The following is a 14,753-nucleotide window of genomic DNA, read 5'->3' on the forward strand; positions in this document are numbered from 1 at the left end:
GGCGCGGAAATGGTCGCGGACAGCGCGGCCGCGCGTCGTCTAGATTGCCGGCCGACGACTGCCGACGACTGCGACTTTGGGGGGACTTCCGTGGCCGGACCGCTTGCCGAGGCTCCGCCGCCAGCACGGCGGCCGCTGTGGACGCAGCTCTATGTGCAGGTTCTGGCGGCGATCGCGCTGGGCGCCCTGATCGGCCACGTCTGGCCCACGGTGGGCGAGAGCCTGAAGCCGCTGGGCGACGCCTTCATCAAGCTGGTGAAGATGATCATCGCCCCGGTGATCTTCCTGACCGTCACCACCGGCATCGCCCACATGCGCGACCTGGGCAAGGCCGGCGGCACGGCGGTGAAGGCGTTCGGCTATTTCATCGCCGTCTCCAGCTTCGCCCTGGTGGTGGGGCTGATCGTGGCCAACGTCCTCAAGCCGGGCTGGAGCATGGCGCCAGTGGACCCGGCCACGCTCGATCCCTCCAAGGTGACCGACTACGCCACCAAGGCCCACGACCTGACCATCGTCGGGTTCCTGATGGACATCATCCCCTCGTCGGTGGCCAGCGCGTTCGTCGACGGGAACATCCTGCAGGTGCTGTTCTTCTCGATCCCCTTCGGGATCGCGCTGGCCATGATCGGCGAGCGGGCCGAGCCGGTGCTGAAGGTCCTGGACGCCACCGCTCAGGCCTTCTTCAAGCTGGTGGCCATCTTCATGCGCGCGGCGCCGATCGGGGCGTTCGGCGCGTTCGCCTTCACCATCGGCAAGTACGGGATCGGCTCGGTGGTGAGCCTGGCGGCGCTGGTGGCGACCTTCTACCTGACGTCGCTCGCCTTCGTGCTCGTGGTGCTGGGGGCGATCGCGGCGCTGAACGGATTTTCGATCCTGAAGCTGATCCGCTACCTCAAGGAGGAGCTGCTGCTGGTGCTCGGGACCTCGTCGTCCGAGGCCGCTCTGCCTTCTCTGATGGAGAAGATGGAGCGTGCGGGCGCGGCCAAGCCGGTGGTGGGGCTGGTGGTGCCGACCGGCTATTCGTTCAACCTCGACGGCACGAACATCTACATGACGCTGGCGGCCCTGTTCATCGCCCAGGCCCTGCGCATCGACCTCTCGCTGGCCGACCAGCTCCTGCTCCTCGCCGTCGCCATGCTGAGCTCGAAAGGCGCGGCCGGCGTCACGGGCGCGGGCTTCATCACCCTGGCCGCCACGCTCCAGGTGGTGCCGACCGTGCCGCTCGCGGGGATGACGCTGATCCTTGGGGTGGACCGGTTCATGAGCGAGTGCCGGGCCCTGACCAACTTCATCGGCAACGCGGTCGCCAGCCTGGTCGTGGCCGGCTGGGAGGGGCAGCTCGATCGCGGGAAGCTGGCGGCGGCGCTGGCGGGCGAGCCCGAACCAATCGCCGCGCAGCCGGTGGAGGCCGACGCGGACTGACCGCCTCAGCCCGCCTGACGCTCCAGGGACGCCGTGGCGGGGGGCGCGACGCAGCAGCGCTTGATGGCCGCCATCAGGTTCGACACCAGGATCGGCTTCGAGACGAAGTCCGAGAACCCGAGGGCGACGTACTCGGCCGGGCGGCGCGAGTAGATGTCGGCGGTGAGCGCGATCACGGGCACGTCGCGCTGCGGGCTGGCGGGCGCGCGCAGCTTCTCGACCACTTGGACGCCGGTCATCCCGGGCATGTGGATATCGAGAAGCACGAGGTCGAAGGCTTCGACGGCCAGGCGGTCGAGGGCCTCCTGTCCCGAGCAGGCGATCACGCCCTGATGCCCGAAGGCGCCCAGGATTTCCTGCACGACGCGCAGGTTCATCGGGTCGTCATCGACGTGCAGGACCTTGAGCGGCCTGCCGCCGTCGCCAGTCGTCTCCGACACTGGACTGCTCCGGCTGGGAGGCGCTGGGGGGTGCGCCTGCTGGCCCGACCATGTCCCGGGGCGGTTTAAGGTAACTTTATCGAAGGTGCTGAATCGTCGTTAACCCGGCTGATTCGCGGGCCGCGCCCCTGGAGAAGCCGGCGCCGGAGACACGGTCCGGCAGGGTTTCCGCGGCCGATCGTTCGGATTCTAAGCGTTAAGGAACAGCCTCGCCTCAGAGAAGCCCGGCCGTCACGGCGATGACGCCGGCCGCCGAGGCCGTGAGCGCGAGGATCTCGGTGACCCTGGCCCAGCGGATGATGTAGCGCGGGCGCATCGCGTCGCCTCCTGACGGGGGGACTCGCCACCCGGGCCGCCCGCCGCCGTGGGGGAGGTGGGGGGGTGCGGGCAGGCCCTGGCGTGGGGAGCGCCGGGGCAAGGGCCCGAGTGGCGAGATCTCGGAAATCCAGTTGTTGAGAGTTTAGTAAATACTGGAGTCGCGGCTGTCAACCCGGCCGCTTGGAGTCCCGTCAGATCTGGTCCGGGCGTGGCGCCGTCTCGAGAGGCGCGGAGATCCGGCAGACGACCCCCTCCGGGTCGAAATGCAGCTCGGCTTCCCCGTTGAGGTCGGAGCGTAGCCCTTGCGAAAGAAGGCGCCAGCCGAAGCCGCGCCGCCTTGGCGGCGTCACCGGCGGCCCCCCGACCTCGCGCCACTCGAGTTCGAACCGAGCCTGCTCGCCCTCGCAGTGCGCCCGCCAGCCGAGGATCACCTGGCCCGCGTCGCCCGACAGCGCGCCGTACTTCGCCGCGTTGGTAGCCAGTTCGTGCAGCGCCATGGAGAGCGCGATGGCCGCTCGCGCCCCCAGGCGGACCTCGGCGCCCGACGCCTGGATCCGCGCCTCGTCGAAGGGGGCCAGGGCGACCTGCACGATCTCGCGCACGGCCGCTCCCTCCCAGTGCTCGCGGGTGAGGATGTCGTGGGCCGCGGACAGCGAGACGAGGCGCGAGGTGAAGGCCGCGGACATCTCCGCCGGATCGCGCCCGCTGCGCAGGCTCTGGCGGGCGATCGACTGCACGGCGGCCAGGGTGTTCTTGACCCGGTGGTTGAGCTCGTTGATCAGCAGGCTGCGGCGCTCCTCGGCGCGCTTGCGCTCGTCGATGTCGATGGCGGCGTTCAGCGTCTGGGCGACCCGGCCCGAGGCGTCGCGCTCGAAGACGGCCCCACGGTCGAGGATCCAGCGGTAGCTGCCGTCCGCCCGGCGGATCCGAAGCTCCAGCTCCATGACCACGCCGTCCGGCTGCTTCGCGAGCGCGGCCACGCGGGCCATGACCCGCGGGAAGTCCTCAGGGTGTATCAGTCCGCGGAGGAACGCCCGGTCGGCCGCCTGCATGGCCTCGGCCGAGACGCCGTAGACCGCCTCCATCATGCCGGCCGCCCACGGCACGCGGCCCTCCAGGAAGTCGAAGATGTAGTTGGCCGTCGGCGTGACGGCGTTGATGTGGGTGAGGCGCGCCTCGTTCTCCCTGACGGTGCGGTCCAGCGCCTGGGTCTCGGTGACGTCGTAGAGCGTCACCACCGCGCCCGTGATCCCTTTGGCGCCGGACGCCCGGGGCGAGACCAGCAGCCGCAGCGCGCGGACCTCGCCCTCGATATCGCGCAGCGTGACGTCGCCCTCGGTGGCGTGCCCCTCGAAGGCGGCGGCCAGCGGCGCCTCGAGCGCCTCTCGCAGGCCTGGGAGGAGAGCCTCGTCGGCGGCGACGCCGAAGGCCGGCGCCGGCACGGCGAGCCAGCGCTGTGCGGCGCGGCTGGCGACGTCGATGCGGCCGTCGACGGACAGGGCCATCACGCCCCAGGGCGCGCTCTCGAGCGTGCGGTACAGGCTCGCACGGTCGATGGTCGGCTTGGCCGACAGCTCGGCTTCCAGCTCGGCCACGCGCGCGCGCAGCCGCCGGAGCTCAGCCTCAGGGGTCTCGGACGACGCCATTCCAGCCCCACGAGCGCCACGCCAGGGATCTACATCCTACGGTAGCGTCGTGGGGCGGGATTGGCGAGGGCCTGCATCGGCCCCCGGGGTTCAGCAGGGGTACTCGCGCTGGATCTTCACGTGACGACCGATGTAGGGGTCCCAGACCCGCTCGCGCGTGACGCAGATGCGCCGGTCGCGCGGGTAATATCCGCCATAGTAGCTGTCGTAGTAGGGATCGTAGCGGTAGCCGGTGCTGTAGCTGCGGCTGTACGTGCGCGGGCCGCGGCGATCGTTGTCGGACAGGGCGGCGCCCAGGGCGAGGCCCGCGATGCCCGCGATGGCGGCCACGGCGACGTCGTTGCCGCCTCCGCCGCGATGGTGGTGCCGATAGTAGTGGCGGCGGTCGCCCGCGTCGGCCGGGCCGGCCACGGCCAGGACGGGTCCGGCGGCCATGACGGCGGCCAGGGCCGAGACGACGTACTTGCGCATGAGAGCCTCCTGATCTTGGAGGAGAGTTAACGGGCGTTGACCCTGAACCCAGCCTGAACGCCGCCGACAGGTTCGCTCAGCGCCGCGCACCGGCCGAGGCGGCGCGGACCGCCTTGAACTCGCTGGTGTCGTTCCAGTCCGGCCAGCGGCCGCCGTCGGCAAGCTCCCGGCCGGCCTCGAAGGCGAGCTGAACGTCGGCGGCCGCGCCGCGGTAGTCCTGGGTCGCCTCCCACCGGTCGCAGGTCTGGTGGTAGCAGCGGGCCGTGTAGTCCTCGACCCAGCGGTCCCCGGCGGCCCGGCCGCCCGTCTCCAGGTCGGCGCCGCCGCTCATCCCCATGAAGAGCAGCGTCGGCACGCCCCGCTTGGCCAGCGAGAAGTGGTCGGCGCGGTAGAACAGGGCGCGCTCGGGCCGCGGGTCGGGCGTCACCGTGCGGCCGCGCCGGGCGGCGACGGCGGCGAGATGCGGCTCCAGCTGGTTCTGTCCCGAGCCCACCAGCACCACGTCCTTCGCCGGGCCCGCGGTCTGCAGGACGTCGAAGGTGTAGCTGGCCGCCATCCGGGGCAGGGCCGCCTCGTGCGCCTGCGCCCAGTATTCGCTGCCCAAGAGCCCGCGCTCCTCGGCCGTCCAGGCGGCGAAGAGGATGGTCCGCGCGGGCGGCGGTCCCGCCTTGAAGGCGCGGGCCGTCTCGATGACGCCCGCCACGCCCACCGCGTCGTCCACGGCGCCGGGCCGGACCGTCGCCCCGTCGGCCGAGGCCGGACCCACGCCGTAGGCGTCCCAGTGCGCGGCGTAGAGGATCGTCTCGTCGGGCCGCGTCGCGCCCGCGATGCGCGCCAGCACGTTGCGGCTGACGAGCCGGGTGAAGCGGTTGCGGTAGTCGGCGGAGAACGTCGCGTTCTTCAGGGTCACCGGGCGGAACGCGGTGGTCCGGGCGCGGGCCTTTTCCGCCTCGAAGTCGAGCCCGGCCTGGCGGAAGAGGTCGACTGCCAGGTCGCGCTGGATCCAGCCCTGCAGCAGCAGCTTGTCCTTGGCGGGGTTCCTGCGCACGACGTCGTAGCTTTCGCCGTTCGGCGCGACCACGGTCGACCAGCCGTACGCCGCGCCGGCGGTCTCGTGCACGATCAGCACGCCCAGGGCGCCGCGGCGGACCGCCTCCTCGTACTTGTAGACCCAACGCCCGTAGTACAGCGCCGCGCGCCCCCCGAAGCGGCCCGCCACCGGCTCGCCGGGCTGGGCCTCGAAGTCCGGGTCGTTGATCAGGACGAGAGCGATCTTGCCCTTGAGGTCGACGCCCTTGAAGTCGTCCCACTGCCGCTCGGGCGCGGTGACCCCGTAGCCGACGAACACGATCGGCGCCGCGCGGATCGCCACGCGCTCCACCGGCCGCTGGGTTTCGATGCGAAGGTCGGACTGCTCGTGCAGCGCCTTGGCCTGGCCGTTGACCGTCAGGGTGTAGGTTCCGCCCGGTTCGGTCTGGTAGCGCCAGAGCGGCACGTCCTGCGTCCAGCCGCCGCCGTCGCCCGCGGGCTCCAGGCCCAGCGCCTTGAATTGGCCGACAATGAAGTCGATGGTCATCGCCTCGCCAGGTCCGCCGGGCGCGCGGCCCTGGTAGGCGTCCGAGGCAAGCTCGCGGGTGATGCCCGAAAGCCGCTCGGCCGAGATTTCCTGCGCCTGCGCCGGCAGAATGGCCGCGAAAGCGAAAGCTAGGGCTGGAAAGAGTCGCGTCATATCTCTCGTATAGAAGTGAAGGCTGCAGACCGCGCGCACGTTCGACGCGGCGGCGGCGACAGGGTGGTGACCATGGGCGTGCTGGACGATTCGATGCGCAAGCTGGGCAAGACCCAGGACTGGGCGCGACACCTGAAGCCCGAGCGGCTGTCGGGGCAGTACGAAATCTACGAGGGCTACGAGGAAGACAGCCGCGGGCGGGTGCGCCGCCGGGCTGCGGCCGCGGCCCGGGCCATCGAGGGCGCGCTCGACCGCGAGGCGCTGGCGATGGGCGCGCTCGGGCTGGCCATCGGGTTGGCGCTGGGCGTCACCCTCGCCCGGCGCGGCCGGCGCGCTTAAGTCGGCTTCCCGACTTCCGCTGAAAAATCAGCGCTCGTGGGGTTTCGGCCGGAACCCCTGAGCGCCCTTCGCGCGTTCACGCTGGCACAGGGCGGCCGGGCAGGTCGCCCCATGCCTGCCAGCGGAGCTTGCAATGACCGACATCGATACGGGAACGGCGACGGGCGCCGGCGCCTCGGGCCGCAAGGCCCAGGCGAAGGAGCTGATCGGCCAGGCCGGCCAGACGTTGAAGTCCGAGGCGCAGAGCTTCGCGAGCGTGGCCCAGGAGCGGGTCCGCGCCGAGGCGCAGAAGGGCACGCAGGCCGGCGCCAAGACGCTCGGCGACTTCGCCAACGCCATTCGCCGCGCCGGCGACGAACTCGCGAGCGCCGACCAGAGCCCCACCTCGCGGCTGGTGCAGAAGGCCGCGGACGGGCTCGAGGGCCTGTCGCGCGACCTGGCCGACAAGGACCCCGGCGACCTGCTGAACGCCGTCCGCGACTTCGGCCGGCGCAATCCGGCGGCCTTCATCGGCGGCGCCGTGCTGCTGGGCGTGGCCCTCGGGCGCTTCGTCCGGGCCTCGGAGCCGTACGACGCGTCGGCCCTGGCCGGCGAGGACCTCGCCTTCGAGCCCCAGGCGCCGTTCGAGGACGCGACGGACCTCGGCGCCAGCGGCGGCTACGCAGCCCCCCTAGCCGACAACCTGGGCGACCTGTCCGGGTCTGACGCCACCGAGACCGCCTCGCCGGTGGGCGTGGCCGACGACATCCCCGATCTGACGGAAGCCGATCCCACGGCCTCGCCGCACATCGGGAGCCGTTAGCGCCATGGATGGGGGTCAAACCCCACGGAGCGTCGGGCTCGTCGATCTGGTGGGCCAGCTCGGGACGGACCTCGCCGCCCTCGTGCGGAAGGAATCCGAACTCATCCGGGCCGAGCTTTCGGAAAAGCTGCGGGGCGCGGCCAAGGCCGTCGGCGACATCGCCGCGGGCGGTCTCCTGCTGGTGGCGGCGCTCCTCGTGCTGCTCCAGGCGCTCGTGCTGGCCCTGTCGAAGGTGATGGATCCGGTCTGGGCCTCGCTTCTGGTGGGGCTCGGCGTCGCCGTGCTCGGGGGTCTCCTGGTGCGCGTCGGCATGAAGGCGCTCAGCCCCGACGAACTGAAACCCGACCGGGCTGCCCGGCAGCTCCGCAAGGACGCTGAACTGATCAAGGGAGACAAGCCATGAAGAGTTCGGCCGAGATCGAGCGCGAGGTCGAAGACGCCCGCGGCCGCATCGACCAGACCGTCGGTGCGCTGAAGGACAAGATGCAACCCCAGGAACTGTTCGACGAGGCGACGAGGATCATGAGCGGCGCAAGCAACAAGGTGCTGACCACCACGGTCGAGCAGCTGAAGGAAAATCCCCTGCCGATCGCGCTGATCGGGCTCGGCGTGGCGTGGCTCGCCATGTCGCAGACGCGGCGCCCCCGTGTTGCGGGCTCCTCGGCCATGGGCGCCGACGGCTACTACCCGACCTACGAAGGGTACGAAGGCGACGAGGGCCTGCGGGCCAAGGTCCGGGAGAAGGCCGAGGCGGCCAAGGCCAAGCTGGCCCGGACGGCCGACGGCGCGAAGGCGCGGCTGAGCGCGGCCACGCACGCCGCGGGCGACGGCGCCGCCGGCGCCAAGGCCCGGGCTGCGGAGCTCGCCGATGCCGCGCGGGCCAAGGCGAGCGAGTACGGCGACGCCGCCAAGCAGCGCTTCGACGACACGCTGGAAGCCGAGCCGCTGGTGATCGGCGCCCTGGGCGTCGCGCTGGGCGCTGCGCTGGGCGCCGCGCTGCCGTCGACCCCGGTCGAGCGGCGCTACATCGGCCCCGCGCGGACCAAGGCGACCGAGGCCGCGAAGGCGCAGCTGGGCGAGCTCAAGGGCACGGCCGCGCGCGCCTACGATCAGGTGAAGGACGAACTGCATCGGCAGACCGGTCCCGACGGCGACGGCGCGACCCTTCGCGAGAAGGCCGCCTCGATCGCCGAGGCGGGATCCCGGGCCGTGCGCGACGAGCTGTCCGGCCCCGCCGCGCAGCACTGATCCCGTCAGGGCCTGCCGCGCCTGTTCAGAACCAGGCGCGCAAGCCCACCACCAGACGGGTGTCCTCGACATCATCGCCGGCCGCGCGCGCGCGGCCGGCGGTTTCGCCCAGCTTGCGGCTCCAGTTGACGCCGACATAGGGCGCGAACTCCGGCGCGACGGCATAGCGCAGCCGCAATCCCAGCTCGAGATCGGTGACGCCGGCGGCCAGGCCCAGGGCGGGCGCGTCTTGCGCGGCCAGGTTCGCCTCGGCCCGCGGCTCCAGGATCAGCCTCTGGCTCAGGCGCAGGTCGTACGAGCCCTCCAGCCGGACGGTGACGTCGCCCCGGTCTGACAGAAACGCGTGCGCGCCGACCTCGAACCAGTAGGGCGCCAGGCCCTCGACCCCCACGGTGGCGTAGGTCCGGCGGCGCGGCTCCAGGTCGTGGCGGACGCCGGCGCGCAGGTCGAAGTAGGGGCCGACGGCGTGGGACCACAGCGCCTGGATCTCAGCGTCCTCCAGTCCATGGCCCTCGCTCTCGCCCTCGGTCGCGATGACCAGCCGGTCGATGTCTCCGCCGTAGGAGATGGTCCCTTCCCAGGCATAGCCGTCGCCGCGGCCGGCGGGGCGATACTCGAAGGTCTCCAGGCGCGTCGTGGCCCAGTTCATCACGCCATGCTCGCGACGCAGCAGGCCGCGCGCGGCCGCCATGTCGGCCGGCGGGAAGACCCGGTCGGCGGCGTGATCGGTGGGAACCGGCGGCGCCGGCGCGGACGGGATCGGCGCAGGCTGTACGACGTGGCCGGCATGCGGGTCATGCGCCGAATGGCCGGCGTGCGGATCGGCCAGCGGTGGGGCGGGCGGGGCCGGCCTGTGATGCGCGTGCGGGTCTGCAGGCGCGGCGTGGCCGGCGTGCGGGTCGGCCACAGCGGGAGCGGGCGGCGCCGACCTGTGATGCGCGTGCGGGTCCGCCGCCGGTGGGGCGGGCGGGGCAGGCCGGTGGTGCGCGTGCGGATCGGCTGGCGCGGCCTGAGCCCGGTGCGCGGCGTGCGGATCGGACACCTGAGCGGCGGCGGGGGCGGTGGCGGGGGCGGCGATGGCGGCGAGCGCCAGGATCAGGGCGGGGTTCATGCGTGCGCCATCGGTCGCACGGTCACCACTCGGAACATCCCGGCGTGCATGTGCAGGAGCATGTGGCAGTGGAACGCCCAGTCGCCGGGCGCGTCGGCCGTCAGGTCGAAGGCGAGCTTCGCGCCGGGCATGACGTTGACGGTGTGCTTGCGCGGCTGCCGGTCCGCCTCGGCCCCGTTGACCACCTCGAAGAAGTGCCCGTGGAGGTGAATCGGGTGGTTCATCATGGTGTCGTTGACCAGGACCACGCGGACGCGCTCGTCCAGGCGGAAGGGGATGGGCTCGGCGCCTTCGGAGTACTTCACTCCGTCGAACGACCACATGAAGCGTTCCATGTTGCCCGTGAGGTGGACCTCGATCTGCCGGGTCGGCGGCGCGGCCTTCGGATTGGGGGCGAGGGCCACCAGGTCCTTGTAGGTCAGCACGCGGCCGGGCGCGTCCTCCAGGCCGGTGGGGCGCTCGCCGATCCGGTCGACCGGCATCGGCGAGATCATCTGAACGCTGGGCGTCAGCTTCACCTGGGGCGCGTTCTTCGGGTCGCGCATCGACATGCTGTGGCCGCCGCCGCCGTGGCCGGCATGGCCCGACATGTCCATGCCCATGTCGCGCATGGTCAGCACCTTGCGCGGACGCAGGGGCGGAACCTCGGCCGACATGCCGGGGCGGGGGGCCAGCGTGGCGCGGGCCATTCCCGATCCGTCGGCCGCCTCGGCGACGAGGGTGTAGGCGCGGTCGTCCGGGATCGTGACCACCACGTCGTAGGTCTCGGCGTTGGCGATCTGCAGTTCGTCGACCACCACCGGGCGCACGTTCTCGCCATCGGCCTGGACGACGGTCATCGGCAGCCCCGGGATGCGCAGGTTGAAGAGCGTCATCGCCCCCGCGTTGATGAGGCGCAGGCGCACCCGCTCGCCGGGCCTGAACAGGCCGGTCCAGTTGTCGCGCGGGCCGTGGCCGTTCACCAGGTAGCGGTAGGTCGAGCCGGTCACGTCGAGGATGTCGGTGGGATCCATCCGCATGGAGGCCCAGGCGGCGCGGTCCTTCAGCGGTTGGTCGCGGCCCGCGAGCAGCCCGGCCACGGTCTGCTTCTGGCGGTTGAAGTAGCCGGGCTCCTGCTTGAGCTTTTTCATCAGCGTGTGCGGGTGCAGGAAGCTGTAGTCCGAGAGCACCAGGACGTGCTCGCGATCGTAGGCGATCGGGTCGGCGCCCGCGGGATCGAAGATGATCGGCGCGTAGTGGCCGACCAGCTCCTGCAGGCCCGAATGGCTGTGGTACCAGAACGTGCCCGCGTGCCTGACGGGGAACTCGTAGACGAAGGTCTCGCCGGGATCGACGCCCGGGAAGCTGACGCCCGGCACGCCGTCCATCTGGAACGGCAGCAGCACGCCGTGCCAGTGGATCGAGGTCTGTTCGTCCTTCAGCCGGTTCTCGAGGGCGATGCGGACCGTCTCGCCCTCCTTCAGCCGGATCAGCGGGCCGGGGACCGAACCGTTGATGGCGATCCCGTGCCCGGCGCGGCCGTCGACGGTCAGGGGGACGTGGTCGACCGTGAGCCTGATCTCGGGGCCGGTCAGCGCACGAGCGGCGGCGAGCCCGGGCGTCTGGCTGCGGGCCCAGGCGGGCAGGAGCGCCGCGAGCGCGCCGCCCCCGCCGAGGGCGGCCGCGCCGCGCAGGAGCTGGCGTCTGTCGAAATCAGTTGCGCGGGGGCGCATCACGGGGGGTCCTTAGGCTCTGTTCGTGGCGGGATTCGTTCGCCGACGGCGGGGGAGGCGCGTCATGCTTCGGGTGTCGACCCAGATCCACAAGTGGCTGGGCCTGGTGGTGGGACTGCAGGTGCTGGCCTGGGTGGCGGGCGGCCTGGTCATGACCGCCATTCCCATCGAACGGGTCCGCGGCGAGCACCATCTGGCGCGCTTCCAGGCCGACGCGCTGCCGGCCGAGGGCCTGGTGAGCTACGCCGCCGCGGCCGCGCGCCTGGGCGTCACGCCCGTGGAGGCGACGCTCAAGTCGACGCTTCGCGGCCCGCTGTGGGTGCTGAAGGACGCCGACGGCCGCACGCACGTGGCCGACGCCGCCACCGGGAACCACGTGGCGGCGCTGCCCCAGGCCGAGGCGCGCTTCCTGGCGGGCGCGCAGTACCAGGGGCAGGGCAAGCCGGTCGCCGTGCGCTGGTTCGCCGAGCCGCCGCAGGAGGCGGGGCGGCCGGGGCCGCTCTGGGCCGTCGACTTCGACGACGCCGAAAAGACCCGCTTCTACGTCTCGCCCGAGACGGGCGAGGTGGTGAGCCGACGGTCCGACGTCTGGCGGTTCTACGACTTCTTCTGGCGGCTCCACATCCTGGACTTCACGACGGGCGAGGACTTCAACCACCCGCTGATCATCGCCGCGGCGGCGCTGTCGCTGCCCATGGCGGTGACGGGCCTGATCATCCTGGTGATCCGGCTGGCGCGCGATCTCAAGGGACTGCGCCGCCGCCGTGCGGCGGGCTAGGCAGGACACGACAGGCATATCAGCGGGCCGTCCGCTCCAGGAGCTGGATCAGTTCGGACGCCTTGCGGCGCTGCTCGTCCTTGTCGCCGGCGGCGATGGCGCCCTCGATGCAGTGGCCCAGGTGGTCGCGCAGCATCTCGGTCTCGACCTTCGCCAGGGCGGCGCGCACCGCCTGGATCTGCGTGAGCACGTCGATGCAGTAGCGGTCTTCCTCGACCATGCGCGCGACGCCGCGCACCTGCCCCTCGATGCGGTTCAGGCGGTTCACGAGGCGGGGCTTGTTCTCACGTTCCATAGGGCGACAGATATACCCTGCCCGGGTAATTGCGCAATGCCCCATGGGGGTATATCTGACATGGCCTGGAGGCAGCCATGGCCCATCACGATCACCACCACCACCACGCCCACGATCACGGCGGGACGCCGGCAGATGCGGGCAAGACCGCCACCGACCCGGTGTGCGGCATGAAGGTGAATCCGCTCACGAGCCCGCATCATGCAGAGCACGCGGGCGTCCCGTTCCACTTCTGCAGCGCCGGCTGCCGCACCAAGTTCGTCGCCGATCCGGTGAAGTACCTGGAAACCGAGCGCGCGCCGCCGCCGCCCGCCGCGCCCGGCGCCATCTACACCTGCCCCATGCACCCCGAGGTCCGTCAGGAGGGCCCCGGCAGCTGCCCGATCTGCGGCATGGCGCTGGAGCCCGAGACGGTCACCGCCGACGCAGGGCCCAATCCCGAACTGGCCGACATGACGCGGCGGTTCTGGGTCGGCCTGGCGTTCACCCTGCCGGTGTTCGCGCTGGAGATGGGCGGCCACCTGGTGGACCTGCACGCCCTGATCGCACCCAAGGTCTCGAACTGGCTGCAGCTCGCCCTGTCGGCGCCGGTCGTGCTCTGGGCGGGCTGGCCGTTCTTCGAGCGCGGATGGGCCTCGCTGCGCACCCGCAACCTCAACATGTTCACCCTCATCGCCATGGGCGTGGGCGTGGCCTTCGCCTACAGCCTCGTGGCGACGCTGGCGCCCGGGGTCTTCCCGCCGGCCTTCCGCCGGCACGACGGCAGCGTCCCGATCTATTTCGAGGCGGCCTCGGTGATCACCGTCCTGGTGCTGCTGGGCCAGGTCCTGGAACTGCGGGCCCGCGAGCAGACGTCCGGGGCGCTCCGGGCCCTGCTCGACCTCGCGCCCAAGACCGCGCGCCGGGTGCGCGAGGACGGCGACGACGAGGAGGTGACCCTGGACCTCGTCCAGCCCGGCGACCGCCTGCGCGTCCGCCCGGGCGAGAAGGTCCCCGTCGACGGCGAGGTCCTGGAAGGCCGCGTCTCGATCGACGAGTCGATGGTCACGGGCGAGTCCATGCCGGTCACCAAGGAGGCCGGCGCGAAGGTGGTCGGCGGTTCGATCAACAGGACCGGCTCGTTCGTCATGCGGGCCGAGAAGGTGGGCGCCGAGACCCTGCTTGCCCGCATCGTGCAGATGGTCGCCGCCGCCCAGCGCAGCCGCGCGCCGATCCAGCGGATGGCGGACAGGGTCTCGGGCTGGTTCGTGCCGGCCGTGATCGCCGCGTCCGTGCTGGCGTTCGCGGGCTGGTGGGTGTTCGGGCCCGAGCCCCCGTTCGCCTTCGCACTGGTCGCGGCGGTGTCGGTGCTGATCATCGCCTGTCCGTGCGCGCTGGGCCTCGCGACGCCGATCTCGATCATGGTCGGCGTGGGTCGCGGCGCGCAGGCCGGGGTCCTGATCAAGGACGCCGAGGCGCTCGAGCGCTTCGGAGCGCTGGACACCCTGGTCGTCGACAAGACCGGAACCCTGACCGAGGGGCGGCCGGCGGTCACCGCGATCCGGCCGGTCGCGGGCCTCGACGAGGCCGAGGCGTTGCGGCTCGCGGCGAGTCTCGAGCGGGGGAGCGAGCATCCCCTGGCCGACGCCATCGTGCAGGCCGCCCGCGCGCGCGGGCTGACCCTCGCGGAGCCCACCGGCTTCGACTCGCCCGTCGGCAAGGGCGTGACCGGGGTCGTCGGCGGGCGTCGGGTGGCGCTGGGGTCGGGCCGCTTCCTCGCCGAGCTCGGTGTCGACACCTCGGCGCTCGAGGCCGAGGCCGAGGCGTTTCGGGCCGAGGGGGCCAGCGCGATCTTCATGGCGCTCGACGGCGAGGCCGCGGCGATCTTCGCCATCGCCGATCCGGTGAAGGCCACGACGCCCGAGGCGGTCCGTGCGCTGAAGGCCGAGGGCGTCCGGCTGGTCATGATGACCGGGGACAACCGCACCACGGCCGAGGCGGTGGCCCGCCGGCTGGGCATCGACGAGGTCGCGGCCGAGGTGCTGCCGCAGGACAAGGCCGCCGTCGTGGAGCGGCTTCGGCGCGAAGGCCGCCGCGTCGCCATGGCGGGCGACGGCGTCAACGACGCCCCGGCCCTGGCGGCCGCCGACGTGGGCGTGGCCATGGGCGCGGGGTCGGACGTGGCGATCGAGAGCGCGGGGGTGACCCTGCTGACCGGCGACCTGATCGGCCTCGTGCGGGCGCGGCGGCTGTCGCGGACGGTGATGCGCAACATCCGCCAGAACCTGGTGTTCGCCTTCGCCTACAACGCCGCGGGCGTGCCCGTGGCGGCGGGCCTGCTCTACCCGGTGTTCGGCTGGCTGCTGTCGCCGCAGATCGCCGCGGCCGCCATGGCGCTTTCCAGCGTCAGCGTCGTCGGCAACGCGTTGCGGCTGCGTGGCGTGCGGCTGTAGCGCGCCGGGC

14 protein-coding genes are annotated in these 14,753 nt (G+C 72.0%); 7 read left to right on the forward strand and 7 right to left on the reverse strand.

The genetic code is table 11. The annotated features are described in order from the left end of the window. Positions 1-90: 90 nt before the first annotated feature. Positions 91-1,422, forward strand: coding sequence for a dicarboxylate/amino acid:cation symporter (locus tag AC2D8W_RS18420; protein WP_484672749.1), 1,332 nt, complete (start codon positions 91-93; stop codon positions 1,420-1,422). 5 nt (positions 1,423-1,427) lie between these two features. Here the strand turns inward: AC2D8W_RS18420 and AC2D8W_RS18425 are convergent, their stop codons facing one another. The 4 genes from AC2D8W_RS18425 to AC2D8W_RS18440 form a co-directional block, all read right to left on the reverse strand. After that, a complete protein-coding gene (locus tag AC2D8W_RS18425) occupies positions 1,428-1,862 on the reverse strand; it encodes a response regulator (protein WP_484672750.1) in 435 nt (144 codons plus the stop codon). A 509-nt stretch (positions 1,863-2,371) separates the two neighbouring features. Then, complete coding sequence (locus tag AC2D8W_RS18430) at positions 2,372-3,826, reverse strand: sensor histidine kinase (RefSeq protein WP_484672751.1); 1,455 nt, start codon at positions 3,824-3,826, stop codon at positions 2,372-2,374. A 90-nt stretch (positions 3,827-3,916) separates the two neighbouring features. Continuing rightward, entirely contained in the window at positions 3,917-4,297 is a 381-nt protein-coding gene (locus tag AC2D8W_RS18435; protein ID WP_484672752.1) for a hypothetical protein, read from the reverse strand. 76 nt (positions 4,298-4,373) lie between these two features. Beyond that, positions 4,374-6,026 carry a M20/M25/M40 family metallo-hydrolase gene (locus AC2D8W_RS18440; RefSeq protein ID WP_484672753.1) on the reverse strand — a complete coding sequence of 551 codons (1,653 nt, stop codon included), beginning with the start codon at positions 6,024-6,026 and terminating at the stop codon, positions 4,374-4,376. Between the two features lie 15 nt (positions 6,027-6,041). On the opposite strand from AC2D8W_RS18440, the gene AC2D8W_RS18445 reads away from it, so the two are divergent. From AC2D8W_RS18445 to AC2D8W_RS18460, 4 genes are all read left to right on the forward strand, one after another. Then, positions 6,042-6,365 carry a hypothetical protein gene (locus AC2D8W_RS18445; protein ID WP_293485991.1) on the forward strand — a complete coding sequence of 108 codons (324 nt, stop codon included), beginning with the start codon at positions 6,042-6,044 and terminating at the stop codon, positions 6,363-6,365. Positions 6,366-6,498: 133 nt separating this feature from the next. After that, the gene (locus AC2D8W_RS18450) at positions 6,499-7,167 is read left to right on the forward strand and encodes a hypothetical protein (protein ID WP_484672754.1); all 669 of its coding nucleotides are present in this window, start codon (positions 6,499-6,501) and stop codon (positions 7,165-7,167) included. A 4-nt stretch (positions 7,168-7,171) separates the two neighbouring features. Then, positions 7,172-7,570 (forward strand): phage holin family protein, encoded by a 399-nt coding sequence (locus AC2D8W_RS18455; RefSeq protein WP_484672755.1) that lies wholly within the window; start codon positions 7,172-7,174, stop codon positions 7,568-7,570. Next, positions 7,567-8,415 (forward strand): DUF3618 domain-containing protein, encoded by an 849-nt coding sequence (locus tag AC2D8W_RS18460; RefSeq protein WP_484672756.1) that lies wholly within the window; start codon positions 7,567-7,569, stop codon positions 8,413-8,415. The genes AC2D8W_RS18455 and AC2D8W_RS18460 overlap by 4 nt, the downstream gene beginning before the upstream one ends. Positions 8,416-8,440: 25 nt before the next feature. Here AC2D8W_RS18460 and AC2D8W_RS18465 read toward each other — a convergent pair whose 3' ends face one another. Both AC2D8W_RS18465 and AC2D8W_RS18470 read right to left on the reverse strand, forming a co-directional pair. Then, positions 8,441-9,526 carry a copper resistance protein B gene (locus tag AC2D8W_RS18465; RefSeq protein WP_484672757.1) on the reverse strand — a complete coding sequence of 362 codons (1,086 nt, stop codon included), beginning with the start codon at positions 9,524-9,526 and terminating at the stop codon, positions 8,441-8,443. Further along, positions 9,523-11,238, reverse strand: a complete 1,716-nt coding sequence (locus AC2D8W_RS18470; RefSeq protein ID WP_484672758.1) for a copper resistance system multicopper oxidase — start codon at positions 11,236-11,238, stop codon at positions 9,523-9,525. The genes AC2D8W_RS18465 and AC2D8W_RS18470 overlap by 4 nt, the downstream gene beginning before the upstream one ends. Positions 11,239-11,302: 64 nt before the next feature. On the opposite strand from AC2D8W_RS18470, the gene AC2D8W_RS18475 reads away from it, so the two are divergent. Further along, positions 11,303-12,016, forward strand: coding sequence for a PepSY domain-containing protein (locus tag AC2D8W_RS18475; protein ID WP_484672759.1), 714 nt, complete (start codon positions 11,303-11,305; stop codon positions 12,014-12,016). 19 nt (positions 12,017-12,035) lie between these two features. On the opposite strand, the gene AC2D8W_RS18480 is transcribed toward AC2D8W_RS18475, so the two are convergent. Next, complete coding sequence (locus tag AC2D8W_RS18480) at positions 12,036-12,311, reverse strand: metal-sensitive transcriptional regulator (RefSeq protein WP_484672760.1); 276 nt, start codon at positions 12,309-12,311, stop codon at positions 12,036-12,038. Between the two features lie 77 nt (positions 12,312-12,388). Between AC2D8W_RS18480 and AC2D8W_RS18485 the strand changes: the two genes are divergently transcribed. Further along, a complete protein-coding gene (locus AC2D8W_RS18485) occupies positions 12,389-14,743 on the forward strand; it encodes a heavy metal translocating P-type ATPase (RefSeq protein ID WP_484672761.1) in 2,355 nt (784 codons plus the stop codon). The last annotated feature ends 10 nt before the right edge of the window (positions 14,744-14,753 follow it).

This window comes from Phenylobacterium sp. T106 (assembly GCF_057219735.1).

Coding starts and splice junctions, on each gene's coding strand:
- AC2D8W_RS18480 (WP_484672760.1), bottom strand. CDS start 12,311: ATGGAACGTGAGAACAAGCCCCGCCTCGTGAACCGCCTGAACCGCATC.
- AC2D8W_RS18435 (WP_484672752.1), bottom strand. CDS start 4,297: ATGCGCAAGTACGTCGTCTCGGCCCTGGCCGCCGTCATGGCCGCCGGA.
- AC2D8W_RS18465 (WP_484672757.1), bottom strand. CDS start 9,526: ATGAACCCCGCCCTGATCCTGGCGCTCGCCGCCATCGCCGCCCCCGCC.
- AC2D8W_RS18460 (WP_484672756.1), top strand. CDS start 7,567: ATGAAGAGTTCGGCCGAGATCGAGCGCGAGGTCGAAGACGCCCGCGGC.
- AC2D8W_RS18440 (WP_484672753.1), bottom strand. CDS start 6,026: ATGACGCGACTCTTTCCAGCCCTAGCTTTCGCTTTCGCGGCCATTCTG.
- AC2D8W_RS18455 (WP_484672755.1), top strand. CDS start 7,172: ATGGATGGGGGTCAAACCCCACGGAGCGTCGGGCTCGTCGATCTGGTG.
- AC2D8W_RS18450 (WP_484672754.1), top strand. CDS start 6,499: ATGACCGACATCGATACGGGAACGGCGACGGGCGCCGGCGCCTCGGGC.
- AC2D8W_RS18430 (WP_484672751.1), bottom strand. CDS start 3,826: ATGGCGTCGTCCGAGACCCCTGAGGCTGAGCTCCGGCGGCTGCGCGCG.
- AC2D8W_RS18485 (WP_484672761.1), top strand. CDS start 12,389: ATGGCCCATCACGATCACCACCACCACCACGCCCACGATCACGGCGGG.
- AC2D8W_RS18475 (WP_484672759.1), top strand. CDS start 11,303: ATGCTTCGGGTGTCGACCCAGATCCACAAGTGGCTGGGCCTGGTGGTG.
- AC2D8W_RS18470 (WP_484672758.1), bottom strand. CDS start 11,238: ATGCGCCCCCGCGCAACTGATTTCGACAGACGCCAGCTCCTGCGCGGC.